General features: G+C 55.7%; 30 protein-coding genes. 3 read left to right on the top strand and 27 right to left on the bottom strand.

From position 1 onward, the window contains the following. Positions 1 to 81: 81 nt before the first annotated feature. From recO to rpsU, 15 genes are all read right to left on the bottom strand, one after another. Positions 82 to 855, bottom strand: a complete 774-nt coding sequence (gene recO / locus ACTHO6_RS01365) for a DNA repair protein RecO (RefSeq protein WP_440238563.1) — start codon at positions 853 to 855, stop codon at positions 82 to 84. Beyond that, complete coding sequence (locus ACTHO6_RS01360) at positions 846 to 1,001, bottom strand: YqzL family protein (RefSeq protein WP_440238561.1); 156 nt, start codon at positions 999 to 1,001, stop codon at positions 846 to 848. The genes recO and ACTHO6_RS01360 overlap by 10 nt, the downstream gene beginning before the upstream one ends. A 117-nt stretch (positions 1,002 to 1,118) precedes the next feature. Then, positions 1,119 to 2,036, bottom strand: a complete 918-nt coding sequence (era, locus tag ACTHO6_RS01355) for a GTPase Era (protein ID WP_440238559.1) — start codon at positions 2,034 to 2,036, stop codon at positions 1,119 to 1,121. Then, positions 2,029 to 2,520, bottom strand: coding sequence for a cytidine deaminase (gene cdd, locus ACTHO6_RS01350; protein WP_440238557.1), 492 nt, complete (start codon positions 2,518 to 2,520; stop codon positions 2,029 to 2,031). Before cdd ends, era begins: the two co-directional genes overlap by 8 nt. Before the next feature lie 77 nt (positions 2,521 to 2,597). Further along, complete coding sequence (locus ACTHO6_RS01345; RefSeq protein ID WP_440238555.1) at positions 2,598 to 2,969, bottom strand: diacylglycerol kinase family protein; 372 nt, start codon at positions 2,967 to 2,969, stop codon at positions 2,598 to 2,600. Between the two features lie 9 nt (positions 2,970 to 2,978). Then, on the bottom strand, positions 2,979 to 3,458 hold the full coding sequence (ybeY, locus tag ACTHO6_RS01340) for an rRNA maturation RNase YbeY (RefSeq protein ID WP_440238553.1): 480 nt from the start codon (positions 3,456 to 3,458) through the stop codon (positions 2,979 to 2,981). Positions 3,459 to 3,492: 34 nt separating this feature from the next. Beyond that, positions 3,493 to 4,464, bottom strand: coding sequence for a PhoH family protein (locus ACTHO6_RS01335; RefSeq protein ID WP_440238551.1), 972 nt, complete (start codon positions 4,462 to 4,464; stop codon positions 3,493 to 3,495). A 41-nt stretch (positions 4,465 to 4,505) separates the two neighbouring features. Next, positions 4,506 to 5,714, bottom strand: coding sequence for a sporulation protein YqfD (gene yqfD / locus ACTHO6_RS01330; protein ID WP_440238549.1), 1,209 nt, complete (start codon positions 5,712 to 5,714; stop codon positions 4,506 to 4,508). 26 nt (positions 5,715 to 5,740) lie between these two features. Then, the gene (gene yqfC, locus ACTHO6_RS01325) at positions 5,741 to 6,037 is read right to left on the bottom strand and encodes a sporulation protein YqfC (protein WP_007777585.1); all 297 of its coding nucleotides are present in this window, start codon (positions 6,035 to 6,037) and stop codon (positions 5,741 to 5,743) included. 198 nt (positions 6,038 to 6,235) lie between these two features. Next, a complete protein-coding gene (locus ACTHO6_RS01320) occupies positions 6,236 to 6,442 on the bottom strand; it encodes a sigma-70 family RNA polymerase sigma factor (RefSeq protein ID WP_440238547.1) in 207 nt (68 codons plus the stop codon). 166 nt (positions 6,443 to 6,608) lie between these two features. Next, positions 6,609 to 7,115 carry a hypothetical protein gene (locus ACTHO6_RS01315; RefSeq protein ID WP_440238545.1) on the bottom strand — a complete coding sequence of 169 codons (507 nt, stop codon included), beginning with the start codon at positions 7,113 to 7,115 and terminating at the stop codon, positions 6,609 to 6,611. Between the two features lie 11 nt (positions 7,116 to 7,126). After that, positions 7,127 to 8,131: a flotillin-like protein FloA gene (gene floA / locus ACTHO6_RS01310; RefSeq protein WP_440238543.1), complete on the bottom strand. Its 1,005-nt coding sequence runs from the start codon at positions 8,129 to 8,131 to the stop codon at positions 7,127 to 7,129. Between the two features lie 15 nt (positions 8,132 to 8,146). Further along, a complete protein-coding gene (locus ACTHO6_RS01305) occupies positions 8,147 to 9,478 on the bottom strand; it encodes an NfeD family protein (RefSeq protein WP_440238541.1) in 1,332 nt (443 codons plus the stop codon). Positions 9,479 to 9,695: 217 nt separating this feature from the next. Further along, positions 9,696 to 10,142 carry a GatB/YqeY domain-containing protein gene (locus ACTHO6_RS01300; RefSeq protein ID WP_440238539.1) on the bottom strand — a complete coding sequence of 149 codons (447 nt, stop codon included), beginning with the start codon at positions 10,140 to 10,142 and terminating at the stop codon, positions 9,696 to 9,698. Positions 10,143 to 10,159: 17 nt separating this feature from the next. Next, positions 10,160 to 10,333, bottom strand: a complete 174-nt coding sequence (gene rpsU, locus ACTHO6_RS01295; protein WP_005833076.1) for a 30S ribosomal protein S21 — start codon at positions 10,331 to 10,333, stop codon at positions 10,160 to 10,162. Between the two features lie 287 nt (positions 10,334 to 10,620). Between rpsU and ACTHO6_RS01290 the strand changes: the two genes are divergently transcribed. Beyond that, entirely contained in the window at positions 10,621 to 12,003 is a 1,383-nt protein-coding gene (locus tag ACTHO6_RS01290; protein WP_440238537.1) for a UDP-N-acetylmuramoyl-tripeptide--D-alanyl-D-alanine ligase, read from the top strand. 70 nt (positions 12,004 to 12,073) lie between these two features. On the opposite strand, the gene ACTHO6_RS01285 is transcribed toward ACTHO6_RS01290, so the two are convergent. Beyond that, a complete protein-coding gene (locus ACTHO6_RS01285; RefSeq protein ID WP_440238535.1) occupies positions 12,074 to 13,201 on the bottom strand; it encodes a D-alanine--D-alanine ligase in 1,128 nt (375 codons plus the stop codon). A 232-nt stretch (positions 13,202 to 13,433) separates the two neighbouring features. On the opposite strand from ACTHO6_RS01285, the gene ACTHO6_RS01280 reads away from it, so the two are divergent. Next, on the top strand, positions 13,434 to 13,928 hold the full coding sequence (locus tag ACTHO6_RS01280) for a hypothetical protein (RefSeq protein ID WP_440238533.1): 495 nt from the start codon (positions 13,434 to 13,436) through the stop codon (positions 13,926 to 13,928). Positions 13,929 to 14,041: 113 nt separating this feature from the next. On the opposite strand, the gene ACTHO6_RS01275 is transcribed toward ACTHO6_RS01280, so the two are convergent. Further along, the gene (locus tag ACTHO6_RS01275) at positions 14,042 to 15,337 is read right to left on the bottom strand and encodes a class I SAM-dependent rRNA methyltransferase (RefSeq protein WP_440238531.1); all 1,296 of its coding nucleotides are present in this window, start codon (positions 15,335 to 15,337) and stop codon (positions 14,042 to 14,044) included. Positions 15,338 to 15,469: 132 nt separating this feature from the next. On the opposite strand from ACTHO6_RS01275, the gene ACTHO6_RS01270 reads away from it, so the two are divergent. After that, on the top strand, positions 15,470 to 16,444 hold the full coding sequence (locus tag ACTHO6_RS01270; RefSeq protein WP_440238529.1) for a Na/Pi cotransporter family protein: 975 nt from the start codon (positions 15,470 to 15,472) through the stop codon (positions 16,442 to 16,444). On the opposite strand, the gene ACTHO6_RS01265 is transcribed toward ACTHO6_RS01270, so the two are convergent. The 10 genes from ACTHO6_RS01265 to grpE all read right to left on the bottom strand — a co-directional run bounded on the left by ACTHO6_RS01265 (position 16,425) and on the right by grpE (position 25,572). Then, the gene (locus ACTHO6_RS01265) at positions 16,425 to 17,090 is read right to left on the bottom strand and encodes an LrgB family protein (RefSeq protein WP_440238527.1); all 666 of its coding nucleotides are present in this window, start codon (positions 17,088 to 17,090) and stop codon (positions 16,425 to 16,427) included. The two genes, ACTHO6_RS01270 and ACTHO6_RS01265, sit on opposite strands and share 20 nt — an antisense overlap. Continuing rightward, positions 17,083 to 17,478, bottom strand: a complete 396-nt coding sequence (locus tag ACTHO6_RS01260; protein ID WP_440238525.1) for a CidA/LrgA family protein — start codon at positions 17,476 to 17,478, stop codon at positions 17,083 to 17,085. Before ACTHO6_RS01260 ends, ACTHO6_RS01265 begins: the two co-directional genes overlap by 8 nt. A 115-nt stretch (positions 17,479 to 17,593) precedes the next feature. Continuing rightward, positions 17,594 to 18,259, bottom strand: coding sequence for a deoxyribose-phosphate aldolase (deoC, locus tag ACTHO6_RS01255; RefSeq protein WP_440238523.1), 666 nt, complete (start codon positions 18,257 to 18,259; stop codon positions 17,594 to 17,596). Between the two features lie 3 nt (positions 18,260 to 18,262). Beyond that, on the bottom strand, positions 18,263 to 18,691 hold the full coding sequence (locus ACTHO6_RS01250) for an NUDIX hydrolase (RefSeq protein WP_440238521.1): 429 nt from the start codon (positions 18,689 to 18,691) through the stop codon (positions 18,263 to 18,265). After that, positions 18,688 to 20,046: a tRNA (N(6)-L-threonylcarbamoyladenosine(37)-C(2))-methylthiotransferase MtaB gene (gene mtaB, locus ACTHO6_RS01245; RefSeq protein WP_440238519.1), complete on the bottom strand. Its 1,359-nt coding sequence runs from the start codon at positions 20,044 to 20,046 to the stop codon at positions 18,688 to 18,690. Before mtaB ends, ACTHO6_RS01250 begins: the two co-directional genes overlap by 4 nt. A gap of 24 nt (positions 20,047 to 20,070) precedes the next feature. Further along, positions 20,071 to 20,829 carry a 16S rRNA (uracil(1498)-N(3))-methyltransferase gene (locus tag ACTHO6_RS01240; RefSeq protein WP_440238517.1) on the bottom strand — a complete coding sequence of 253 codons (759 nt, stop codon included), beginning with the start codon at positions 20,827 to 20,829 and terminating at the stop codon, positions 20,071 to 20,073. 18 nt (positions 20,830 to 20,847) lie between these two features. Further along, positions 20,848 to 21,789 carry a 50S ribosomal protein L11 methyltransferase gene (prmA, locus tag ACTHO6_RS01235; protein WP_440238515.1) on the bottom strand — a complete coding sequence of 314 codons (942 nt, stop codon included), beginning with the start codon at positions 21,787 to 21,789 and terminating at the stop codon, positions 20,848 to 20,850. A gap of 71 nt (positions 21,790 to 21,860) precedes the next feature. Further along, on the bottom strand, positions 21,861 to 22,994 hold the full coding sequence (gene dnaJ / locus ACTHO6_RS01230) for a molecular chaperone DnaJ (RefSeq protein ID WP_440238513.1): 1,134 nt from the start codon (positions 22,992 to 22,994) through the stop codon (positions 21,861 to 21,863). Positions 22,995 to 23,148: 154 nt separating this feature from the next. Beyond that, complete coding sequence (gene dnaK / locus ACTHO6_RS01225; protein WP_440238511.1) at positions 23,149 to 24,978, bottom strand: molecular chaperone DnaK; 1,830 nt, start codon at positions 24,976 to 24,978, stop codon at positions 23,149 to 23,151. Positions 24,979 to 25,029: 51 nt separating this feature from the next. After that, a complete protein-coding gene (gene grpE, locus ACTHO6_RS01220) occupies positions 25,030 to 25,572 on the bottom strand; it encodes a nucleotide exchange factor GrpE (protein WP_440238509.1) in 543 nt (180 codons plus the stop codon). Positions 25,573 to 25,609 lie beyond the last annotated feature (37 nt).

The raw sequence follows: 25,609 nt of genomic DNA, 5'->3' as shown, positions 1-25,609 counted from the left end.
CCGACTACTCTTTTCCTTCATGGCAACATTTCGATATGTAAGTTTGCTACCTATCATAGCGAAAAGAAAATCGGATGTCAATCAGTCGCTGTCCGGCTGCGACATCCTTTCCATTCGCTCCAGCTGTTCCAGAAAGGCGCGACTTTTCAGCCGCAGATCGAGATGCTCATCCATGAAGCTGCGGATGACATGCTTGAGCTGGTTGCGCGTCGCAGGCTTTACCTCAATGTTGCCCAATCGTTCCAAATCAAATACCTGGAACAGCCGCAAGAGCTTCCAGGCAGAAGGCGTCACCGTCAAGGCGTACGGGTCCGAGGGCTGGCACGCCCGACACAGCAGGCCGCCTTGCGACACGCTGATGACGTACGGTTCCCGCTGTTGCCCGCAGTTCGCACAGGCCGACAGTTGCGGAGAAATTCCGGCCACGCTCAGCATCTTCATCTCGAAAATCCGGCAAAGAATTTCCGGGTCCACCCCTTCATCCAGATAGTGAAACGTCTGAAGCAGAAGCTGGAACAGATAAGGATTCGGCTCCCGCTCGTGTGTCAATCGGTCCAAAAGCTCCGCTATGTAAGCGGCATAAGCCGTCGCAGTCAGGCTATACCGCATATCCCGAAACGAATCCAGTATGTCGCCCTGTGACAAATCAGGCATTCCGGCTCCAGGTCCTGTTTTGCACAGAAAATACCCGTGTGAAAACAACTGGGAGACGGCGGCAAGACGGCTCTTGGTCTTTTTGGCACCGCGCGCCATCACGCCCAGCTTGCCGTTCTCCCGGGTAAACAACGTCACCACTTTGCTGGACTCGCCATAGTCCACGCTGCGGATGACAATCCCTTCCCACTTTACAAGCATGCCTGCGCGTCACCCAATTCCTCCTGGGCGAGATCAAGCAGCGCGTCTTCCGAGGTGCCTTCTGCCTGATGGTGATCGCGGTAGAGAAGGTAAGCATGGATGTCACCGGTTGAAGCGAAAACTCTCCAAGAAAAGTCACGAAGCATGGAGCATCATCCTTTCCTGTATCGGGTCTATCCACTTCCTTCTTAGAATCACCTGCGCCCGTTATTCTATGCCTTGGAAAAATTAACACGAAGGGAAAACAAAGGGCGTCAGCCCGCCTATTCCTCGTCGTAAAAGCCGAAGTTGCGCAGCATGCGCTCCTGGTTGCGCCAGTCCTTTTTCACCTTGATCCACAGCTCCAGAAACACCTGGTCGCCCATCAAGCGCTCGATATCGATTCGGGCCCGGCGGCCGATCTCCTTGAGCATCTGGCCTTTTTGCCCGATCAGAATGCCGCGCTGCGAGTCGCGCTCCACGTAGATCGCCGCGTAAATGTACAGCGTTTTCCCGTTTTCGCCACGCTTCATCTCTTCCACGACGACGGCGATGGAATGCGGCACTTCTTCGCGGGTCAGATGCAATACCTTTTCGCGAATCAGCTCCGCTACCACAAAGCGCTCGGGGTGATCGGTCACCTGGTCGGCCGGGTAGAACATCGGGCCTTCTTCCATTTCGCCCATGATCGCCTCTGTCAACGCGCCGGTGTTGTTGCCCTGAAGCGCCGAGATCGGCACGATCTGCTTGAAATCGTACTGTTTGCGATAGTCGTCAATGATCGGCAGCAACGCTTCCGGATGCACCTTGTCGATTTTGTTGATAACCAAAAATACCGGGGTCTTCACCTGCTTCAGCCGTTCGATGATGTAATCGTCGCCTGCGCCGCGCTTCTCGGTCGCGTCTACCACGAACAGCACGAGGTCGACCTCGTTCAGCGTGTTTTCCGCAACCGACACCATGTAGTTGCCGAGCTTGGACTGCGGCTTGTGAATGCCTGGCGTATCGAGGAAGATGATCTGTCCTTCTTCCGTCGTATGCACAGCGGTAATTTTGTTGCGGGTCGTTTGCGGCTTGTTCGACATGATCGCGATCTTGTGACCGACGATGTGATTCAAGAGCGTCGATTTGCCCACGTTCGGTCTGCCGACAATCGAGACGAACCCTGATTTGAATGACTTTTTGGTCTTGCGGTTATCCACGTAAATCCTCCTTGGAAAATGCCCCTGGCAACAGGGCAGATACTGTCGTTTCCTCCACGTCCCCTTTGAGGTTGGTCAAATACACCGGCATGTCCGGTGGGCACAGCTCGGCGATCACCTGACGGCAAGCGCCGCACGGAGACACCGGCCCCGGCGTATCTGCTGCCACCGCCAGAGCCTTGTAAGTGCGATCCCGCTCGGAAAACGCCTTGAACAGGGCGGTACGCTCCGCGCAGTTGCACAGCGAGTACGCCGCATTTTCGATATTGCCGCCGAGGTATACGTTGCCGCTCTCGCACAACAGCGCCGCTCCTACCTGAAACTTGGAGTACGGCACGTACGCCAGCTCCCTTGCTTCAATGGCTTTTGCCAGTAACGCTTGCTTATCCATTCTCATCATCCTCTTATGCGTAGTCTCTACCACGATTGTCAAAGAAACACGCCCGTCCTCCCGCCGAAGGGACGCCAAGAGACCAGACGTCATGCCCTTTCCCCAAAGGCTCGTCCGGTCGGTGGGATAGACGAAGGCTAGGCCAAGTCCCGCCTGAGACCTGCCTCGGGCTAGCCCGCTATTTTTTGCAGCAAAGGCGGCCCGAAGACAGCGATGCCAATGATGACAGACAAAATCGCCGCCACCAGCACAGCCCCTGCGCACGCATCCTTGGCGATTTTCGCCTTTTCGTGCCAGTCCGGGGAGGCGAGATCGACGACTGCCTCTACCGCCGTATTCGCCAGCTCCAGTGAAAATACCAGCGCGATAGAAAAAAAGACCAGCAAAACATCGCTGCGGGGGATGTGCAGCCACCATGCCGCCGCCAGTACAAGTACAGCAGCGGCTACGTGGATTTGCATGTTTCGCTGAGTCTTTACGGTATACGCAATTCCTTGCAAGGCGTAGCCGAAGCTTTTCGCCAGTCTGTGGAATGCCTTCAACGTGATCGCCTACCTCGTCAAGCCGATTTGCTCCAATACTTTCTCTTGACGGGAAAACATCTCTTTCTCCTCTTCCGGCGTACCGTGATCGTAGCCGAGCAGATGGAGAAAGCCATGCACAGCGAGAAAGCCCAGCTCTCTTTCGAAGGAGTGACCGTATTCCTCGGCTTGCTCACGCGCTTTTTGCACCGAGATGATAATGTCTCCCAGCATGTTGGGTACTTCGTCCGCTTCGCTCTCGTCGAAGAAGATTTCCATTTCGCCCTCCCCCGGCTCATTCATGGCGAAGGACAAAACGTCTGTCGGACGATCCACGCCGCGATAGTCGCGGTTCAGCTCATGAATCCGCTCGTTGGTAACCAGCGTCACGACGACTTCTCCCTCTACGTCCTCCAGCTTTGCGCAAGCTTCGAGGCAGTCGGTCAGCAGTTTTTGCAGGCTTTCCTCAAGCGGTTCGATTTCTTCATGGAGGATTTCTACAGATAGCACAGATGAACAATCTCCTTTTGACAAACGCGATTTATCAATAGCCGTGATCGACTTCTTCCTTGGCGTAGGCCGCGATGATCTTTTGCACCAGGCTGTGTCGCACGACATCCCCTTCCTGGAAATGAATGAAGGCAACATCCGGGATCCGGTTCAAAATCCGCTCCGCTTCACGCAGCCCGGACTTTTTGCCTTTGGGCAAGTCAACCTGTGTCACGTCGCCCGTAATCACCATTTTGGACCCGAACCCAAGCCTGGTCAAAAACATTTTCATTTGCTCGGGCGTGGTATTTTGCGCCTCGTCCAAAATGACAAACGAGTCTTCGAGGGTACGGCCGCGCATGTACGCGAGCGGTGCGACTTCAATCAGTCCGCGCTCCATCATTTTGGCCACCTGCTCGGTGCCCAGCATGTCATACAAGGCGTCGTAGAGCGGACGCAAATACGGGTCTACCTTTTCCTGCAGATCGCCAGGCAAAAATCCAAGACTTTCTCCCGCTTCGACAGCCGGTCTGGTAAGAACGATCCGTTTGACGCGTCCATTTTTCAGCGCGGTGACCGCTGTGACCACGGCCAAATACGTTTTTCCCGTTCCGGCTGGTCCGATTCCGAAGACGATGTCGTGCTTCTTGATCGCGGACAAATAGTGACGTTGGCCGAGCGTTTTGGCCCGGATCACCTTTCCGCGCTGGGTGCGTGCCACTTCCTCATCGTAAACATCCAGCAGTTGCGCTGCTTCTCCCCGGCCGACGAGCATCATCGCATACGAAATGTCGCGCTCGGACAAGGCAATTCCTCTGCGGATCAGCTGCAACAAAATGCCGATCAGCTCCGTCAGCTTTTCCACTTCGGGCTTGTCGCCGCTGATGACCAGTTCGCCTTCGCGGGTCATGATTCGGGCCGTGCTTTTTTCCTCGATCAGCTTTAGGTACGCGTCGTGCGGTCCAAACAAAAGCAGGGCCTCAGATGCATCTGAAAACGGGATTCTTACCTCATCTTGTACGTGCAACAGGCTTCCATCTCCTTGCAACGGTTCTCAGCAATATAGCGTCACGGATTGCCATTGTTCACGGGTGCCTGAGGGATGATCGGCTGTTCAACGGCAATGTCTTCGATGACGGAAAAATGAATGCTTACGTAAACTTTACCATTGTCTGCGGTGACGTGCAAAACTTTTTCGTCTTGAATGAACGCATCTTTGCCGGCTTTTTGCAAAATGTCTGCCCTGGCAAACTTTTTCGCTGTCTCTGTCGCCTCTTCGATGCTCAACTGCCTCGTACTCGGCTCGATTTGCCTGTACGTGACGGTCTTCCAGCCAACCGGCGACGTGTACCCGGCATAGGAGGGGACGAACCGTTTTTCTTCGGTCCGGGCGTCGGCGAACTCTTGCTTGTTGAACGGCCAAACCTGAATCGCGTACGGCCCTACGAGCAAATACTGCCGCTCCTCTTGCTCTCCGGTCAGCCGATAGAGCGTCTGCTTCAGCGGAACCGCCGTATTGCTGACATACCAGACCTCTCCTTGCACCTTGCCCCGCGCGGAAACAGCCTGTTGCCGCTCTTCGTTGCCGATGATGCCGGAGATGAGCACCTGTCCTTTTTCCACGAGCTGGTTGTTCGTCACCTGGCTTTTGCCCACTTCGGGGAGAATTTTATGGATCACCGCCCGCTTCTTGGCCACGAGATGGCGCGGCCCCGTCGCAAGCGGCTTAACAGGCGCTTCTTTTTCCACCACCTGCAGCCTGACCTTCGTGCCCTGGATGTCGATGCCGACCCAGGCTGCTTCCGGAAGCAGGCTCAGTAGCTCTTTTTGCAAGAGCAGCGGTTCTTTTAGTTTGACCTTCCAGGCCCCTTCTTTAACCCCGATCTGCTCGGCGGCGTGGATGACCCGCGCCGGATCGATATGCTTGGTTCCGGTCACCTCGACGCTCCAGACAAACGAGGAGAGCATGTACAATCCGATAAAAAACAAAGCCGCGCCGATAGCCAGTCCCGCACGCCTGCGCACACGCAAGAGCCAGAAAGGCAGGCCCTCCCTGTTTTCCACATGGCTGCGACAGCCTGTCTCCCTCAAGAGCGGTCGCAAGCGAAAATAGTCGCGAATCAGGATATCGCAGCGGCTCACCTCCGCCCCCACCTTGCGAATATTCCAGATTCGGATGCCATCCCGTACGGCCATATTCAGCAAACGCTCAAAACGCTTCCCCCGCACGGTGATGGTGATGTGTCCATCTACCCATTCCTTGAGTCCGTTTCGCATATGTGCCGTCTCCACCTTTCTTTATGCTACGAGCCCTGCGGCCCCGTCTCCAAAAATTTGACCCCGCCAATTCTCCCTTCGAGCAGCACTTCTTCCGGCAATATCGCGCGGATGACAAGCTGTTCGCCTGAGACAATCATCTGCCCGTTTGTCAAGAGCAAGCGCAGCTCGTGTTCGCTGAAATGCAGCACGCCGCGATGATTCTCTATGTACATTTGCAGGTGACCGATCATCGTAATTCGCGGGACTTCCAGGACCACATCTTGCGGCAGATCCAACACACCTCCGGCCAATTGGCGCAGACGGCGGCTCCAACGCTTCATGGATAAGCCCCCCTTCCACTGGCGCACGCGCCGTTTTCTACCAAGATCATTCTTACCTATGCGTATGCGAGCGAGCTGCGCGGCATTCATAGCAAAACCCGATCACCGTCCTTGCAAAGCTGAGAACGGATTGCTGGCGAAAAGGGGGCTTGGCGATAAAAAAACCTCCGTCACCTGGATTTTCCAAGCGTCAGAGGTTTATCGCTGCTGTTCTTTTTCCCGGATGGCGGTCCATCGCCGTTCGCTTCGCGTTAGCGTCTTCCATTTTTTCAAGACGCGCTTGACTTTTTCCGCAGAGCACCCGCAGGCAATGGCTGTCTCGTAGATGGATTTTTTCTCATAAATGGCAAGCCGAATCACTTTTTGGCGAAAGCGTCCCATTTGCTCAAAGATTTGCTGATTCATCGCTTGTCCCCTACCCCGCTTCTCACCGGAAACATTTTCTATACTTTCAGAATAGTCAACCAAGAAAGCGAACACAAGCCCTATCGTTCGACAAAGCCATTGGCGCAGTCGGCATGGCACTCATAAAAAACAGGCGAACGTGACGTTCACCTGTTGGTTCGAGAGCTTACTTGAGCGATTTGCGTGAACGCTCGGCAAAGTAAGGAGTTTTGGAGCGCGGCTCGCCAAAAATCAACGCCCACTTCATGCCCTCGCGCGGGTCCGCCATGCGCCCAGGCTGCGGCTTCGCTTGCTGTGGAGTCGGTTGCGCTGCCGCGGCGGCCACACGGATCGTAGAACCAGACGAAGCACGCGCAGGTTGCGGGAATGCCCATTCCTGCTCTACGCCGACGCCTTCCATCGACTCTGCCTCCCGCTCCACCGGCTCGTATCTGGCGGAGGCCCGCACCGTTTTCCGCTCCTCCGACACAGCAGGCGCTTGCCTAGCCCAGGGCGTCTCGACTGGCGTAAGGGGGCGGTTCGGCCTCCCTTGCGACATCTTCTTCCCGGTGCCTTTGCCGCCCAATCCCAGCAGCTTGTAGCCCAAGTAGCCCAAAATGAGAAACCAGAACTTTCCAATCAGAGGCAGAAGCCAGCCAAACAAGTCAACGAGGAGATCCAGGAGATCGTCCATGCCGTTCACCCTTACTCTTTCTTGTCAGGCGAGTCAGGGTCCTGTTTGTCTCCCGAATGCCCGAACGATTGGCGCATTTGCGTATCTGCTACAATGTTTTGCAGGTTGTAGTAATCCATGACGCCCATTTTGCCGCTGGTCAGCGCTTCTGCCAATGCAAGCGGAACCTGCGCTTCCGCTTCTACTACTTTCGCTTTCATTTCCTGTACGCGAGCGATCATTTCCTGCTCCTGGGCAACCGCCATCGCCCGGCGCTCTTCCGCTTTGGCCTGGGCGATGCGCTTGTCTGCTTCGGCCTGGTCGGTTTGCAGCTGCGCCCCGATATTTTTGCCGACATCGACGTCCGCGATATCAATGGAGAGAATTTCAAATGCGGTTCCTGCATCCAGGCCTTTGTTCAGGACGGTTTTGGAGATGAGATCCGGATTTTCCAATACGTCCTTGTGGCTGGCGGACGACCCGATTGTCGAAACAATCCCTTCCCCGACACGGGCGATAACGGTTTCTTCCCCCGCTCCACCGACCAGACGGTCAATGTTGGCGCGTACAGTCACTTTCGCTTTTGTGCGCAGCTCGATACCGTCTTTGGCCATGGCTGCTACGACTGGCGTTTCAATGACTTTCGGGTTTACACTCATCTGTACCGCTTCCAGGACGTCGCGTCCTGCCAGGTCAATTGCGGCAGCTCGCTCGAACCCGAGCGGAATATCTGCACGCTGCGCAGCGACCAGCGCGTCCACGACACGGTCTACGTTACCGCCTGCCAGGTAGTGGCTCTCCAACTGGTTGGTATCCAGCTGCAGGCCGGCTTTGCGCGCCTTGATGAGCGGATTCACGATGCGCGACGGAACGACGCGGCGAAGACGCATCGCGACGAGCGTAATAATTCCGACATTCACGCCCGACGCGAGAGCGGAAATCCAGAGCATCACGGGAACAAACGAGAAGAAAATCGAGAGGGCTACGATGATGACCGCCACCATAAATATGAGAGGTATCAATCCACTTTCCAACATGTGCAGATCACTCCTTTATTCTTGTTCGACGATGACGCGGGCACCTTCTACTTGCACCACGACAATCGACGTTCCGGCTTCGAGAAACCCTCCGGCAGAAACCGCATCGACGCGTTTTCCGTGGATTTTCACTACGCCCGCCGGACGCAGCGGTGTCAGGGCAATACCCGATTTCCCGGTGAGATCGCGCTGATCCTTCGGCGCTACATATCCTTCCTCGTTGCGCTGCGCATCGCCGAGAACGAATTTGCCAAACAGCCCTTTGACGCCGTACCGTTTGATGAGCAGAAACGCCACCAAAGCCGTAACAATGACCGCAATGCCCAACGAAGCGAGTCCTTGCTGCGTGTCGTAGGCAGCCATCACCAGGCCGGTTACGATGCTGACGAAACCGATCGCTCCGACGATACCGCCTGGCAGGAAAATTTCCAGGATCATCAAGATAATCCCGATGACGAACAGGCCGATGTGCAGCCAGTTTGCAAAGCCTGCCACGTAATGACCGAAGAAGTACAGCCCGAATGAAACGAGGGAGATCGTACCCGCGACGCCAAAGCCAGGCGCAAACAGTTCAACGACAATTCCCACCAGGCCGATAATCAACAGCAGACTCATGACGTACGGACTGGTCACCCAACGCGCCACCTTTTCCCCGCCTGTCGGCTCGATTACTTGGAGGGAGTCGCCTGAAATCCCCAGACTGGCTAGCAGTTCTTCCTTGCCGGAAACGACGCGATCCGCGTAGCCCAATGTTTTGGCTTGCCGGGCATCGAGCGAGAGCACCGTTCCCTTCGGCTTCAATCCCGGGAACTCCGTATCGATTTCCACCATGGCCCGCGCCACATCGGGCTGTCGATTGTTCAAGCTGGCGGCTGCCACCATTTTTTTGCTCCATCCGGAGATGAATTTGACATCGGCGGCATTGCCTGCCAGATCAATCGGGGTCGCTGCGCCCATGCTGCTGCCTGGCGTCATGACGATTTCATTGGCATTCAAAGCGATGTAGGTCCCCGCTGAGAAGGCTTGATTGTCAATGTAGGCAATCGTATGCATGGGAGATTGGCGAATCAACTGCCCAATCTGGTCCGCCGCATCCACGTCGCCACCCGGCGTATTCAGATGCAAGATGACAAGGTCTGCCTGCTGCTCCTGCGCTTCCGCAAAAGCTCGCTCCAAGAAGCGCTCCAGACCGCGCTCAATCGTATGGTCTACCGGAACCCAGACGGCTTTTTGATAAGACTGCGCAAACCCTCCCGGCGTCGCCACAAACAGCGCTAGCCCCATCATCAGGCAGAGCAACGAAACGAGCAAGCGCACGCTGCGTAACAATGGCCTTGCTGCAAACATTGCCTATCCCTCCTTCCTCGTATCAGCTTCAACGTATGCCCACTACGGTATACGAAGAAGCGGGACAAATGTTTCAGATTTTTGTCAAAAACAAAACCTCCCGGTACCTTGACAAGTTACCAGCGTATCGATTGGCAACATTCCGTTCCCCAAAAGAAAAACCCAGCCGTCGTCCGGCTGAGTTTCTCCGTTCGTATCTATATGAGGTGTTACTTGTCTACGATGGTAGTTCCTCAGATACAATCTTTTGCACGAGGGTTCCGTCTGCTCTGCCTTTCACTTTCGGCATGATTGCCCCCATCACTTTGCCCATCTCTTTTTTGGAGGCGGCATTTGTGGCGGCAATTGCTTCCCGAACGATATCGCGAATTTCGTCTTCGCTGAGCTGAGCGGGCAAGTAAGCGGAGAGCACGTCGATCTCTTCGCGCGATTTTAAGGCAAGTTCCTCACGGCCTGCCTTCTCAAATTCCTGGAGGGATTCACGGCGTTGTTTTAACTCACGAGTCAAGATGGTCAGCACTTCGTCTTCAGACAAAGTTCTGCCTTTGTTAATCTCTTCATTCTTTAAAGCGGCTTTCACCATGCGAATAACAGAGAGTTTTAGAGCAGCTTTGTCCTTCATTGCTTGCTTCATATCTTGATCGAGTCGCTCCATTACACTCATGATGGGCCCTCCGTCCATTAATACTTACGTTTGCGAGCTGCTTCGGATTTCTTTTTGCGCCGAATGCTAGGCTTCTCAAAGTGACGACGTTTACGCAGTTCCGCCATCACCCCGGATTTGGCGCTCTCACGCTTGAAGCGGCGAAGTGCGCTATCCAAAGACTCGTTTTTCTTGACTCGAATTTCTGCCATTTGTCTTCCCTCCCTCCGCTAAAACCGTGGGACGCCTGAATCGTGGTACGAACAGACTGTCACACTTCATTATAGGATAGATGTCTAATGAAGGTCAACCTTTCATTTGCTTTTATTCGTGAAATCCTGACAACAAGTGGTAACCAAGCATGGATGGATTCGAAAAGTAGACGGCCCGCGGCCCTTGCAACGGCCCGTCTCGCACTTTTGTCTTGCGGCCTTCCCTAGCGCGTGGTAGCATGACTTCGAGGTTCGAGAAGGATCATGAGAAAAAGGAGTTCGTGCACATGAAACCAATTGCCCTGGAACAGGCAGCAATCAACGCGGAAGGACTGCTGCTGGCAGGTTCCCCGCATCTTGCCGTGTCATCCGTTCACTTCGACACCCGCCAGTTGCATGCGGGTTCCTTGTTTGTGGCGATGACAACCGGTGCGCGTGATGGCCACGATTTTTTGCTGCAAGCCGCCGAACAGGGAGCGGTAGCCGCCATCGTATCCAATCAGGAGAAAATTCCTGCGGGCTTGCCAAAAGACTTCGGTCTGATTCTCGTCAATGACACGCTGCGCGCTTTTCAAAAGCTGGCAGCAGCTTACCGCAGAGGATTCACGATCCCGTATATCGCAATTACGGGCAGCATCGGGAAAACAACGGTCAAGGATATCGTTGCCCACGTACTGGAGGCACGCTCTCCCGTTTACAAGACATATAAAAACTTGAACAATCACCTGGGCGTACCGTTTTCCCTGCTGCAGGTCGAAGAAGAGCATCAGGCTGCCGTCCTGGAACTGGGGATGAACCACGCGGGGGAAATCGATTTGCTCGCCAGCCTGGTCAAGCCGCAAATCAGCGTCATTACGTACATTGGCGAGTCGCATCTGGAATTTTTCGGCACGCGGGAAAAAATTGCGCTCGCCAAGGCGGAGCTGTTGCCGCATACCGCCCCGGACGGCCTGGTGCTCCTGAACAAGGACTCCGCGTATTTGCGGCGAGTTGCCCATCTGTATTCCGGCGAAATCATGTACTACTCGGTCCAGGAGCCGTGCGACCTGTGGGCAGAGCAAATCGAGCCGACCGACAACGGAACCCGCTTTGACGTCTGCTTGGCTTCCGGCGAGCGCTTTTCTGCCTTTCTCCCGCTGCACGGCAAGCATAGCGTGCTGAACGCCCTGCCGGCTGTCGCCATCGCCAAGCGGCTGGGGATGAGCAACGAACAGATCGCCCAGGCTCTGTCGACTGTCAAGCTCTCGGGCATGCGCTTTGAGCAGGTTCTCTCCCGGCACGGCTCGCTGTATATCAGCGACGCCTACAACGCCAGTCCGTCGTCGATGGAGGCCGCTGCCCGCACGTTTGCCGAGCTGTTTCCTTCCCGCAAAAAAGTGCTGGTCCTGGGCGATATGTACGAGATGGGCCCGCACAGCGCCGAGATGCACGCCGGGGTCGGCCAAGCGCTCCGAGATATCGCGGATCGCATCGAGCTGCTCGTCACCGTTGGCGAGGATAGCCGCCATTTGCATGCGGCCTACAACGGCAACAAGCTGCATGCGGCCACGAAAAGAGAGGCGCTTGCCGCTCTCCTGCCGCTGCGCGATGCCAACCACGCCTTTTTGTTCAAAGCATCAAAGGGCATGGAATTGTGGACGCTGCTTGCCGATCTGGAAAACTGCGATTAAAAAAAGCGCCTCTCGTCTTTGGACGGAGGCGCTTTTTCAGTTGCGGCAGCGATTGGTTTGGGCTTTTTCGCTATTCCAATCCTTCTGCCTCGACAATGTTGCGCTGCTTGTCGGCGTGGCGTTCGAGCGCGAGCTGCACGAGGCGGTCAATCAGCTCGCTGTAGCTGACACCCGTCGCCTGGAAGAGCATCGGGTACATGCTGAGTGGCGTAAAGCCGGGCATCGTGTTCACTTCGTTGATGTACAGTTTGTCGTGTTTCTCATCCCAGAAAAAATCGACGCGGGAGAGTCCGGAGCCGTCCAATGCCCGGAACGCTTTTTTCGCGATCACGGCGATTTCCTCCGCTACATGTGCGGGAATGACGGCAGGAATGGCCAACTCGGTGCCTGCTCCCTTGTATTTGGCTTCATAATCGTAAAATTCCTTGGCCGCGATGACCTCGCCCACCACAGACGTCACGAGCTCCTCGTTGCCAAGCACGCCAATCTCCAGTTCCCGCGCCTGCACGAATTCCTCCACGATCAGCCTGCGGTCAAAGCGGGCAGCCAGATGGAGTGCCTGCACTAGCTCGCTGCGGTTTTTCGCCTTGCTGATCCCGACGCTGGACCCCATGTTGGCCGGCTTGACAAAGCATGGATAGCCAAGCTCGCGTTCGATGTTGTCCGCGACTTCTTCGGGGCTTTTCTCCCATTGCGAGCGCAACAGACCCACGTACTTCACCTGCGGCAGACCCGCCTGGGCGAAGACCGTTTTCATCATCCATTTGTCCATGCCGACAGCAGAGGCCATGACCCCTGTGCCGACATAAGGCAGATTGGCAAGCTCCAGCATTCCCTGAATCGTGCCATCCTCGCCGTTCGGTCCGTGGACCACCGGGAAGATCACATCCACCTGCTGGCCGATTCCGAACAGAGACGCCGGCTTGCTTGCCACGACGACTTCCTGTCCCGCTCCGGTTGGCTGGGTCACTGATTGATCGCCAGACGTCAAACGCAGCGCGTCGATTTTGTCCGGCAACTGGCCCGTCAGCGCTTCCCCTTTTACCCAGGAACCGTCCAATTGCACATAAATGGGCGTTACCTCGTATTTATTCGCATCGACAGCCTTCATGATCGACAAGGCCGTTCGCAAAGAAACCTCGTGCTCCGAGGATTTTCCTCCATAAATGATTCCCAAACGGATTTTTTCTGTTCCCATCCGTGCCATGCTCCTTTCTCTGCGGCAGGCAAAGAGTCTACCTTCGTTTCCTCTCTCTCCTATGCTATGCAAACGCCCAGCATCTGCATGTTGTACCGGGCAAAAGCTCGTCATTTAGCATACACAAACCGATGGGCAAATACAAGAGAAGCAAGTATCACCCACCGGGAAACTTCGTCATATCCTAGAAAGGAAAAACCTTGTCATGGAGCTATTTTCTGGAGGGATGTCCATGAGAGACTACTTGCTGTATTGTACGTATTGCTCCACGTACACGCTTTTGCACAGCTACGACAAAGACACCGGATCATTTCTGGGGGAGTACTCGCTCCTGCACAATGACTACACGCGGGACAGTATCGTCCTGAACAAATTTTTGCTCGCTCACCTCGGACACACCATCCGGCCGATTCCCTCCCAGACGGATGACTATCGGCAAATTATTTGCAACGCCTCCCACTTTCTTGAAGACGACATTGACAAGTATGTGGAGGAAAGCAAGCAACGGGCGAAGTTTCGGGAACGAAACCGCAAAAGCGAGCGGGAAATCGGGCAGGTCCAGCTGTACCTCATCGAGCATCTGCTCAGTCATGAACTGGAGACATTGAGTCAGGCACGCGCCGCTACCCCCGCCGAAGGACAAGTCTTGCTCGGAAAAGAGCTCGGCTTCAAAAAAGCGCTCGATCTCGTCCGGCAGGTGAAAAACGACAAGCAGTTTGCCCAGTAGGTCCGACCTGCCAGAGGCCCCGATTTGTCAGCTATCCGCGGAGGGGACCCCCTTTTCAAGCGAACGTAAAAACAGCGCCAGATTTGCAGGCGCTGCTTTCTTTTTCTCCTTGTCTACTTGCGGTCGCGCACTTCGAAAATGGCGAATTTCAGGTAGTGCGCTTCGTCGGCCCCGCTGATTTGCGGATGGTCCTTTCCGGCCCCGCGCCACTCGATCAGCCGCAGGATCTTTTTCGCATCGACGGCCGCTTCCTGAATCGTTTCCAGAAACAGCTCAGGCGACATATGATACGAGCAGGAGGCGGTGACCAAAAAGCCGCCGGGACGGACGAGCTTCATTCCGTTCAGGTTGATATCCTTGTAGCCGCGGCATGCCCCTTTGACCGCGCTGCGCGATTTGGCGAAGGCAGGCGGATCGAGAATGACCACGTCCCAGCTTCTGCCCGCCTCGATGCTTTCCCGCAAATAGTCAAACGCATTGGCTACGACAAATTCGACGCGGTGCAAAAAGCCGTTTGCGGTAATGTTGCGCTTCGCCGTCTCAATGGCGTGCTCGGAGATGTCGAGCGCCGTCACCTTTTTCGCCCCGTGCTTGCAGGCGTTCAGCGTGAACGAGCCTGTATGCGTGAAGCACTCCAGCACCTCTGCCCCGTCCCAAAACGGATTTTTGATCACTTTTCCCCGCTTGTCCACAGGCACGAGCTTTGGCTCGCCATCTGTTTCTACCTGCTGGAGCGTAATGCCGTGCTTTTCGCCCCAGCCCTTCATCAGCGGGGCGATCGCAGCGCGGTTTTCCCGCTGGTCGTAGAAAAATCCGGTTTTTTGCCCCTCCACGATATCCACGTAGTATTTCAGACCGTTTTCCTCAATCCATACTTCGCGCGGGCATTCTCCGTACAGGACTCCCTTTCCTTCCGCCAAGCCTTCCAGCTTGCGCACAGGCACGTCGTTGCGCAAATAGATGCCCTTCGGCGCAAACACCTCCACGAGCGCATCGCGAATCCAGTCGATCCGCTTCTCCATGCCCAGAGACAGAACTTGGGCGACCAGCACGTCCTCATAGCGATCCACGATCAGCCCAGGCAAAAAATCCGCCTCGCCGTAAATGACGCGGCAGGCGCGCGGGTTGTCCACGAATCTGTCGCGAAACTGTGCAGCTTGCCTGATTCTGCGCACGAAAAACGCATAGTCGATGGCTTCGTTCGGATCGTAGCTCAAAATACGCACGATCATTTGCGACGCGGGGTTGATGTAGCCTTTTGCCAAAAAGTGTCCTTTGTGGTTCGTCACCTCGACGATCTCACCCGGTACGACCTCGCCCTGGATTTCCCCTACCTCCGATTGAAAAACCCACGGGTGTCCCGCCTCCAGCCGCTTTTTCCGATGCTGGTTCAATAGCACTCTCGCCATGCAGATGCTCCACTCCTTGTCATGCTTGCCCTCGTACAGGCATAGCGTTATAGTAACTTCCTTTCCGGTTGGCCCGGCGTTGGTTCGGCCAGCCTCGCTTGCCATTGTGATCCCGAAGGAGGAACCCAACTTGTGATGTTCTCCATTCTCGCCCCGTTTACGCTCGGGCTCTGTTTTTTTCTCTTGGGTATGTATGCGATGCGAACCGGTTTTCAAAATCTGGCGGGCAAAAAAATGGAAGAATGGATGGCGCGCTTCACCCGCACGCCCTACCATAGCTTCTGGATCGGATTGATCGCCACATTCGTCCTGCAAAGCTCCAGCGCCGTAACCGTCCTGACCATCGGCCTGACCAATGCCGGAATCATCCAGTTCGCCCAGACGGTCGGCATCATTCTCGGGACCAATCTGGGCACGACGGTGACGACAGAGCTGGTCGCCCTGAAGCTGGAGTCGTTCGCCATCCCGATGTTGCTCGTCGGCGTGGCTCTCTGGCTGCTGCCCCGCCCGAACATTCGCTGCACAGGACTTGTCATCGCCGGCTTCGGCCTGATCTTCCTCGGGATTGACACGTTGAAGCTGATGGCGACGCCGTTGGAACAATCCGAGACGTTTCGCTCCCTGTTCCTGGAAAGCAGCCATTCCATCTGGATCGGGCTTGCCACCGGGATCATTTTTACCGCGCTCATTCACAGCGGATCAGCGACGACTGTCATTACGATGGGCCTGCTCAGCCATCACATCTTGTCGATGGAGACAGCACTAGCCATCGTGCTCGGTGCCAATATCGGCACCTGCTTCACAGCGGTCATTGCCGCGATTGGCGCGAATACGGCCTCGAAGCAGGTTGCCTGGTGCCATACGCTCTTCAACGTCGCAGGAGCCATCGTGTTTTTGCCGTTTTTATCCCAGCTTGCCCAGGTCAGCGCCTTGTTAACGGCAAGCCCCTCGATGCAAATCGCCCATGCGCAAACGATTTTCAATCTGATCTGCTCGATGGCCGCCTTGCCGTTTGTGCCGCACATTGCCCGCTTTATCCAGTGGCTCATTCCGGATAAACGGCGACCGCCCGTACCACCCGTATGGCTTACCAAGAAAACGGGATGAGGTACAGCGAGGTGACGACGCCCGCGACAATCATCGCTACGCTTGAGGCGGCTGTCTGGACAGGAGAAATCCGGTTCAAGCTCGCCGTTCCAATCGCATGCGCACTCGTTCCGACGGCAATCCCGATCGCCCAGTCGTCCGTAATCCGGCCCCATTTGAGAACGGGACGGGCGATAAGCACCCCGACCATCCCCGTCAGTGCGGTAAAAAAGGCAGCGAGCGCGGGCACGCCGCCAATCGAGGCAGTCAGTTCCAAAGCAATCGGCGTCGTGACCGATTTGCTCAGCATGCTTCTGAGCAAGAGATCGTCTGCGCCAAAGCACCAGTGGATCGCATACACCGACGCAATCGCAACGGCGCACCCCGTGCTGACCCCGAGCAAAACGCCGCGCCAGATGTGGGCAAACGCTCTGATTTGTTTGGCGAGCGGAACAGCCAACGCGACCGTAGCCGGACCCAGCCAGAACGAAATCCACTGTCCTCCGGCAGAAAAAGCTTTCCAGTCACCGCTTGCGGCCCACCAGATCACCCAGACGAGCACGACAGCCACAATCAGCGGCTGCAAGCGGGGAAAGCGGGCGTTTACCAGCATCGCCGCTCGGTAGCCTACCAGCGTAACCAAAATCGCGAACCATTGGCTAAGCATCCAGCGTCCTCCTTTCCTCCGGGACAGAAGCTTGCGTCTTTTGCTGCTGACGGTGCAAATAGCGCTGGACTACGCGGCCCGTCACGAGCATGACCAGCATCGGAGCTACCGTCATCGACAGCGCGATCGGCCACGGAGCCTGGACAAACCATTTCAGATAGCCGACCACGCCGACGATAATCGGAACGAAAAACAGCATCATATGACGAACGAGAAGCAGGCTCGCCTGCTCGACCCACTCCATCCGGACCCAGCCGGTTACCAGACCGAGCGTCAGCAAGAGCATTCCCACCAGGTTGCCAGGCAAAGGGACGTGCAGCCACTCGCTCGCCAGCACCCCCACTCCGTAAAAAGCAAGCAGAATTCCGATCCCTGTGACCATCTTCATCTGCCACACCCCTCTCCCGCTTTCTCCTCTCCCGCGCGTGTTGTTTCCATCGTTTCGTGCAGGCAAACAGGAAGGAAAAAGCCCGGCCTTCCCTTGGCCAGGCTTTGCTTGCGTGCTAGTATCCGGTGCCTGTTGCTTGTGCGCCAGTCACGATCGAGATGCCAGAGCTGGTACCGATGCGGCTCGCACCTGCCTCGATCATGGCCAGAGCTGCCTCGCCGTCGCGCACGCCGCCGGATGCTTTTACCCCAATGTCAGGGCCAACGGTTTTACGCATCAACGCAATATCTTCGACCGTCGCTCCGCCTGGTCCAAAACCGGTGGACGTTTTGACGTAATCCGCCCCTGCTTCCACGCAGAGCTTGCACGCGATTTCTTTTTCCTGATCGGTGAGGAGACCTGTCTCCAAAATCACTTTCACAAGGACATCTCCCGCCGCTTGCTTCACCGCAGCCACGTCCTGCTTCACGGTTTCCAGATCACCGGATTTCAAAGCGCCGACGTTCAGCACCATATCGATTTCGGTTGCGCCGTTGGCAATCGCATCGCGTGTTTCCGCCACTTTTACCGCTGTCGTGTTCGCTCCCAGCGGAAAACCGATCACGGTGCATACTTTTACATCGGTGCCTGCCAACAGCTCAGCAGAGCGCTTCACCCAGTACGGGTTGACGCAGACAGACATGAATGCGTGCTCCTTCGCTTCCGCGCAGAGCTTGTCGATCATCTCCTGCGTCGCTTCCGGCTTCAAAAGGGTATGGTCGATAAATTTGTTCAATTGCATAAACTACACCTCAATCCCGAGTTTTTCAAAGGCCAGGCGGAAAATGTCGTCGTTGTTCCGGTAGCCTCGCTGCAGTTGCAGCTCCCAAGCCTCTTTGGCTGGATGCCAATGAACGTCATTGATTTCTTCCAGTTGCACGGTAATCTCTGTGTTGTAAGCCTCAACCAGATAATAATGGACTTCCTTGTCGACGGACTCACCGGTCACCGGATGCGTGTAGACGTAGCGAATCATGTCCAGCTTGGCGCAAAGACGCCCGGCCACCCCCGTCTCCTCCAGCACTTCACGCAAAGCGGTTTCTTCAATGGTTTCGCCGAGTTCCTGCTTGCCTTTGGCCAGCGTGACTTTGCCGTAGCGGTCTTCGATCAAAAGCAGCATGTATTCGCCGTCTTGCCGTTGATAGACGACGCCTCCTGCCGATATCTCCTTCATATCGCTCGCTCCTTCAAATACGGCAGCAGATCGTTCTCCACGACGCGAACCAGCGTTCCTTGGCAATACTCCGAGCCTGGTTTGTCCAGTTTGACCTTGCAAATTTTTCCGATCATGCTCTCGTCGCCCGGGAACACGACGTTCAGGTAGTTGTCGGAGTAGCCCATCAACAGTCCGCTGTCCGGCGCATCCTTGAACGGACGCTCTGGGATCACTTCCAGCACGTCGCCGACGAACTGCTTGGCGTACGCCATGGTCAGCTCCTGGTTCAGCTCAAGCAATTTCGCAACGCGCGCGTGCTTTTCCTCTTCCGGAATCTGGTCGGGCATCCGCGCAGCAGGCGTCCCTGTCCGCATCGAGTACGGGAAGACGTGCAGCTCCGCAAAGCCGATTTTTTTGATGAAGTGGTAGCCGTTCATGAACTGCTCCTCGGTCTCGCCCGGGAAGCCGACAATAACGTCTGTGGTAATCGCCGCACCCGGCAGCGCTTCACGCACTTTCACCATTTTTTCGTAGAACTCGGCCGTTGTGTACTTGCGGCGCATGCGCTTCAGCACTTCGTCGTCGCCCGCCTGCAACGGTACGTGCAGATGGCGTACGACGCGGTCGGAATTGTTGATGACCTCAATGACTTCATCCGTGATCTGGCTCGCCTCGATGGAGCTGATGCGGATGCGCTTGAGTCCATCCACCTGGTGCAAGTCGACCAACAGCTTGGCGAGGTTGTAGTCTTCCAGATCTTCGCCGTATCCGCCCGTATGGATTCCGGTCAGCACGATTTCCAGATAGCCTGCCTCCACCAGCTTTTTCGCCTGCTCCACCACGCTCTCCGGCTTGCGGGAGCGCATCAGGCCGCGCGCCCACGGAATGATGCAAAACGTGCAAAAGTTGTTGCAGCCTTCCTGAATTTTTAGCGAGGCGCGGGTTCTGTCCGTAAAGTTGGGGACGTCCAGCTCCTCGAATTCGCGGGCTTTCATGATGTTTCCCACGGCATTGATCGGCTTGCGCTCGGCGCGAATTTGCTTGACGTATTCGGTCAGCTTCTCGCGGCCTTGCGTGCCCACGATGATATCCACCCCTGGAATTTGCGCGATCTCGCCGGGCGAGGTTTGCGCATAGCAGCCGGTCACCGCGACAATCGCGTCCGGATTGCGCCGAATCGCGCGGCGGATGACCTGACGGCTTTTTTTATCACCTGTATTTGTAACGGTACAAGTATTAATGACGTAAACATCGGCGTCGTCCTGTTCAAAGTCGACTCGCTCGTAGCCTTCCGCTTTGAACAATTGCCAAATCGCCTCTGTCTCATAGCTGTTCACTTTGCAGCCCAATGTATGAAAAGCAACGGTAGCCATTGCCATTCCTCCTTTCGCTTGCGCTCATCCTTTGCGATGCCGTGAAGCTTTTCGTTCAAACTGGTAGGAAGCGGCGGCGAGTACGTACTGGCTTGCTGTTTCTGTCCGCAAAATGCGGGGACCGAGAGACACGGACAAAAATCCCTGGCTTTCTGCCTCTGCCACTTCCTCCGGGGCAAATCCCCCTTCAGGGCCAATCAGGACGAGCAGGGAATCGCCAGCCTTCATCTGCTCCAGCACTTCGTGGACAGTCGTGCTTCCTTCCTTTTCATAGGCGATAGCCACATGCGTGTAGGCTTGGCCTGCCGCTAGGGCCTCGCGAAAAGAAACAGGCGCCAAGAGTGCAGGCAAAACGGTCCTGTGCGACTGCTCGGCAGCCTCCTTGACGATTTTGCGCCAGCGCTCCAGTTTTTTCGCTTCTTTTTTGGCATCCAGTTTGACGATGGTCCGTGCGGAAGAAAACGGAAAAAAGGAGTACGCGCCAAGTTCCGTCCCCTTTTGCAAGATCCACTCCATCTTCTCGCCTTTTGGCATTCCTTGACCAATGGTAATGCGGATCGGCAGTTCACGCTCTTCGTGCAGCATCTCGATCACTTCTGCCCGGACTTCCGTGGAAGAAAAGCTGACGAGCCTGGCTTTCGCCGATCTGCCTGCTCCGTCCGAGACGAGAATTTCGTCCCCGATCCGCGCTCGCATCACGTTTACAATATGGTGAACATCGTCTCCGATAATCGTTAGCTCATGCTCATGAAAGAGATGTGGCTCGACAAAATATCGTTGCATCTCGCCAACCTCACTATTCTATCGTTTTTTTGCGATGATGGCTACCCAGTCGTCGATGAAAATGGTTTCCACGACGTCAAGCCCGGAAGCAGCCAAAGCAGCCTTGACATCCGCTTCCCGCGCTGAAATGATGCCGGATGCGATGAACGTGCCGCCTGGTGCCAGCAAGCGGAATACGTCATCCGTGCAGCGCAAAATCACTTCTGCCAAAATGTTGGCGACGATGACCTCCACCTGCTCCTCGATGCCATCGAGCAGGTTGTTCTGTCTGACGGTGATCTGCTCGTGCACGCCGTTCAGCTCGGTATTGGCCTGGGCAGAGCGAACCGCCACCTCGTCCAGGTCCATCGCCAGCACGCTTTTGGCGCCCAGCTTGATCGCCGCAATGCTCAAAATCGCCGTTCCGGTTCCCACATCGTACACGCGATCGCCTTTGGCCACGTACTTCTCCAGCGCGCGCAAACAGAGAATGGTCGTCGGATGCGTCCCTGTGCCAAAAGCCATCCCCGGGTCCATCTCGATGATGATTTCGTCCGGCTGACGCGGCTCGTACTCTTCCCAGACAGGCTTGATCGTCATCCGGTCGGAGACGTGCACAGGCTTGTAATACTTTTTCCAGGCGTGGGCCCATTCGTCTTCGTGGACATCGTTTACGGCGATCGACGCCTTGCCGATGTCCAGGCCGTAGTCGGGCAGCTGCGCCAGTTGCTCTTTCAATTCTTCCACGACATCAATCAGTTCGCTGCTGTCCACAGGCAAATACCCTTTGACGAATACGCCCTCGGCCGGAAAATCGTCAGGAGAGAGCTGGTAGATTTCGCCAAAGGGCGTATCCCACTCGCGATAAAGAACCTCCGGGTCTTCGATGACGACACCGTTGGCACCAATTTCATAGAGGAGACTGGACACCGCCTCCGTAGCCTCCGCTGTTGTATGGATACTGATTTCTGACCATTTCACGAATCTACCACTCCCCACTTTTGCTTTCCTGATGAACAGAATCAACTACAAGCGGACAAAACCGCGACCGATTACTCGCCGCGGAATGCCCGTTTCATTTTTTCAAAAAAGCTTTCGTCCTCTGCCCCTGCGCCATGCTGTCCCGGCTTCTCTCCGGACAGATCAGCCAGCTCGCGCAGAAGCTCCTTTTGCCTGTCGCTCAGCTTCGTTGGCGTAATGACGCGCACTTTGACGTGCTGATCGCCCCGACCGTTGCCGCGCAAATGCGGCACACCTTTTCCACGCAAGCGGAAGAAGGTTTCCGTCTGCGTTCCTGCCGGGATTTTCAGCTTCACGCGGCCATCCACGGTAGGAACCTCGATCTCATCCCCCAGCGCCGCCTGTGCAAACGTGAGCGGCACTTCGCAGTAAATGTCGTTGCCCTCGCGCTCGAAAAACTCGTGGCTTTTCACGCGCAAGACGACGTACAAGTCGCCTGGAGGTCCGCCATTGACGCCCGGTTCCCCTTCGCCAGAGACGCGCAGCTGCGCTCCGTCATCGACACCTGCCGGGATATTGAGATGAATTTTGCGACGCACCTTGACGCGCCCGCTACCTCGGCACGAGGAGCACTTTTCCTTGTAAACCTTCCCTTTGCCTTCGCACGTGGAGCAAACACGACGGTTGACGATGCGGCCAAACGGCGTATTGGCCGCCACTTCCTGCTGTCCGGTACCGTGACAAGTTTTGCACGTGTCAACGCCTGTTCCCGGTTTGGCTCCGGAGCCGAAACACGTATCGCATTCCACTTCTTTCGGGATTTCCACGTCGGTTTCTTTTCCGAAGATCGCGTCGATAAAATCGATGCTCAGGCCGAACTGCAAATCGGCCCCTTTGCGCGGCGCGTTCGGGTTCGCGCGTCTGCCGCCGCCACCGAAGAACATGTCAAAAATATCTCCGAAGCCGCCCATGCCCGAGGTGTCAAACCCTCCGCCGCCAAAGCCCTGGCTCGGGTCCTGATGGCCGAAACGGTCGTACTGCGCGCGTTTTTGCGTATCCGACAGGACATCGTAAGCTTCCTTGACTTCCTTGAACTTTTCTTCCGCATCAGCGGCTTTATTCACATCCGGATGGTACTGGCGAGCAAGCTTTCGGTACGCTTTCTTGATTTCTTCGGCGTCCGCGTCCTTGGATACTCCCAGAACCTCGTAGTAGTCGCGTTTCATCTCCTATATCACTCCCATGACAGTCAACTGTTATCATAGCATGTGACAGACCCGAAAAAAAGTCAAAGTCAGCTTTTGCGTGACTTTGACTTCCATGGGGTCACATCGGCAGGGAGCGAAGGGAGAAGGCTCTCCCCTCACGCTTCCTTCGTGATTACTTTTTCTCGTCTACCACTTCGTAGTCAGCATCAACGACATTGTCCTTCTTCGGTTCTTGCGCTTCTGCTCCGCCTCCTGCATGTTGCTGCGCTTGGGCAGCCTGCTCGTAGAGCTTCACGGAAATTTGTTGAATGATCTCGGACAGTTCGTCTTTTGCAGCTTTGATTTCGTCGATGTTGCCGCCTTCCAGCGCTTTTTTCACTTTGTCCTTGGCAGCGTTCGCGCGATCGATCTCCGCCTGGTCTACCTTGCCTTCCACTTCTTTCAGTGTCTTCTCGGTGGTGAAGACAAGCTGGTCAGCTTCGTTGCGGATTTCGACTTCTTCCTTGCGCTTTCTGTCCGCTTCCGCATTCAGCTCAGCTTCTTTTACCATGCGTTCGATTTCTTCTTCCGACAAACCGGAGTTGGACGTGATGGTGATGCGTTGCTCTTTTCCTGTACCCAGGTCTTTCGCACGCACGTTCACGATCCCGTTTGCGTCGATATCGAAGGACACTTCGATTTGCGGAACACCGCGCGGCGCTGGCGGGATGTCAGACAGCGTGAAGCGGCCCAGCGTCTTGTTGTCGGCAGCCATTTGGCGTTCGCCCTGGAGAACGTGGATTTCTACAGAAGTCTGGTTGTCAGCAGCTGTAGAGAACACTTGGGACTTGCTGGTCGGAATGGTCGTATTGCGCTCGATCAGCTTGGTGAATACGCCACCCAATGTTTCGATACCGAGGGAGAGCGGAGTTACGTCGAGCAGCACGACGTCTTTCACGTCACCAGTCAGTACCCCTGCTTGCACAGCAGCACCCAGCGCTACGACTTCATCCGGGTTCACGCCTTTGTGCGGCTCTTTGCCGATGAACTTCTTGATCGCTTCCTGTACAGCCGGAATGCGTGTAGAACCACCGACAAGGATGACGCGGTCAATATCGCTTGGCGTCAAGCCTGCGTCTTTCAGCGCCTGACGGGTTGGGCCCATGGTGCGCTCTACGAGTTCAGCGGACAGCTCTTCGAATTTGGCGCGAGTCAGGTTCATCTCCAGGTGCTTCGGACCTGTCGCATCTGCTGTAATAAACGGCAGCGAGATCGTCGTAGTCAGTACGCCGGACAAGTCTTTTTTCGCTTTTTCCGCCGCGTCTTTCAAACGCTGCATCGCCATGCGGTCTTTGGACAGATCAATGCCGTGTTCTTTTTTGAACTCGCTCACGAGGTAGTTGATAATCACATCGTCGAAGTCGTCTCCACCCAGCTTGTTGTCGCCGGAGGTCGCTTTTACTTCGAAGAAACCATCAGACAGTTCCAGAATGGAAACGTCAAACGTACCGCCTCCGAGGTCGTACACGAGGACAGTTTGGTCTTCGGTCTTATCCATACCGTATGCAAGGGCAGCTGCGGTTGGTTCGTTCACGATGCGCAGCACTTCCAGACCGGCGATTTTACCAGCGTCTTTGGTTGCCTGGCGTTGGGCGTCGTTGAAGTACGCAGGCACCGTAATCACCGCCTGGGTCACAGGCTGGCCCAGGTAAGCTTCGGCGTCTGCCTTCAGCTTTTGCAAAATCATCGCAGAGATTTGCTCAGGGGTGTACTGCTTGCCTTCCAATGTTTCCTTGTGGGTAGTACCCATGTGGCGCTTGATGGAAATAACGGTGTTGTCAGGGTTGGTGATCGCCTGGCGTTTTGCCGCCTCCCCTACAATGCGCTCGCCGTTTTTGAAAGCAACGACAGAAGGAGTCGTGCGGCTGCCTTCCGCGTTGGCGATGACAACCGGTTCGCCGCCTTCCATTACCGCTACGCAAGAGTTGGTTGTTCCAAGGTCAATCCCGATTACGCGACTCATATATGATATCCTCCTAACACGTTCTCATCGAATGAATAGGGAAAATCAAGCTTATTCGTTCACTTGAACCATCGCCGGACGAACGACGCGGTCTTTGAACATATAGCCTTTTTGCAGTTCAGCCACTACGACGCCGGAATCAAAATCAGGGTTGTTGGTCTGCATAACAGCCTGATGGACGTGCGGGTCGAACGGCTTTCCTTGTGCTTCGATGGCGCTCAAGCCTTCTTTTTCGAAAACTTGCACCATCTGGCGGTACACCATGTTGATTCCTTCCAAAAGCGATTCTACCGTCATGGATTCCTTGTCGGCAGCCAGCGCGCGCTCGAAGTTGTCCAGAACCGGCAGCAGCTCTTCCACGATTTTCAGGGAAGCGTACTTGGCCAGGTCCTCCTGCTCCTTGCGCACACGGCGTCTCAGGTTATCCATGTCAGCCAGGGCGCGCAGCATGCGGTTTTGATGTTCCTCTGCCTGCGCCTTCCACTGGGCAGCTTCCTGCTCCCAGTTCACTTCGGCCGTTTCTTGCTCGGCGGCTGCCTCGTTGACTTGCTCGTTTGGGGCAGACGGATCTTGCGTCATTTTTTCCTCGCTCAACTTCGATACCTCCTACAAGCTCTCTTCCTGATTGCCG

The organism is Brevibacillus sp. SAFN-007a (assembly GCF_051967035.1).
GTDB lineage: Bacteria > Bacillota > Bacilli > Brevibacillales > Brevibacillaceae > Brevibacillus.
This window is presented reverse-complemented; position numbering and strand designations above follow the sequence as displayed.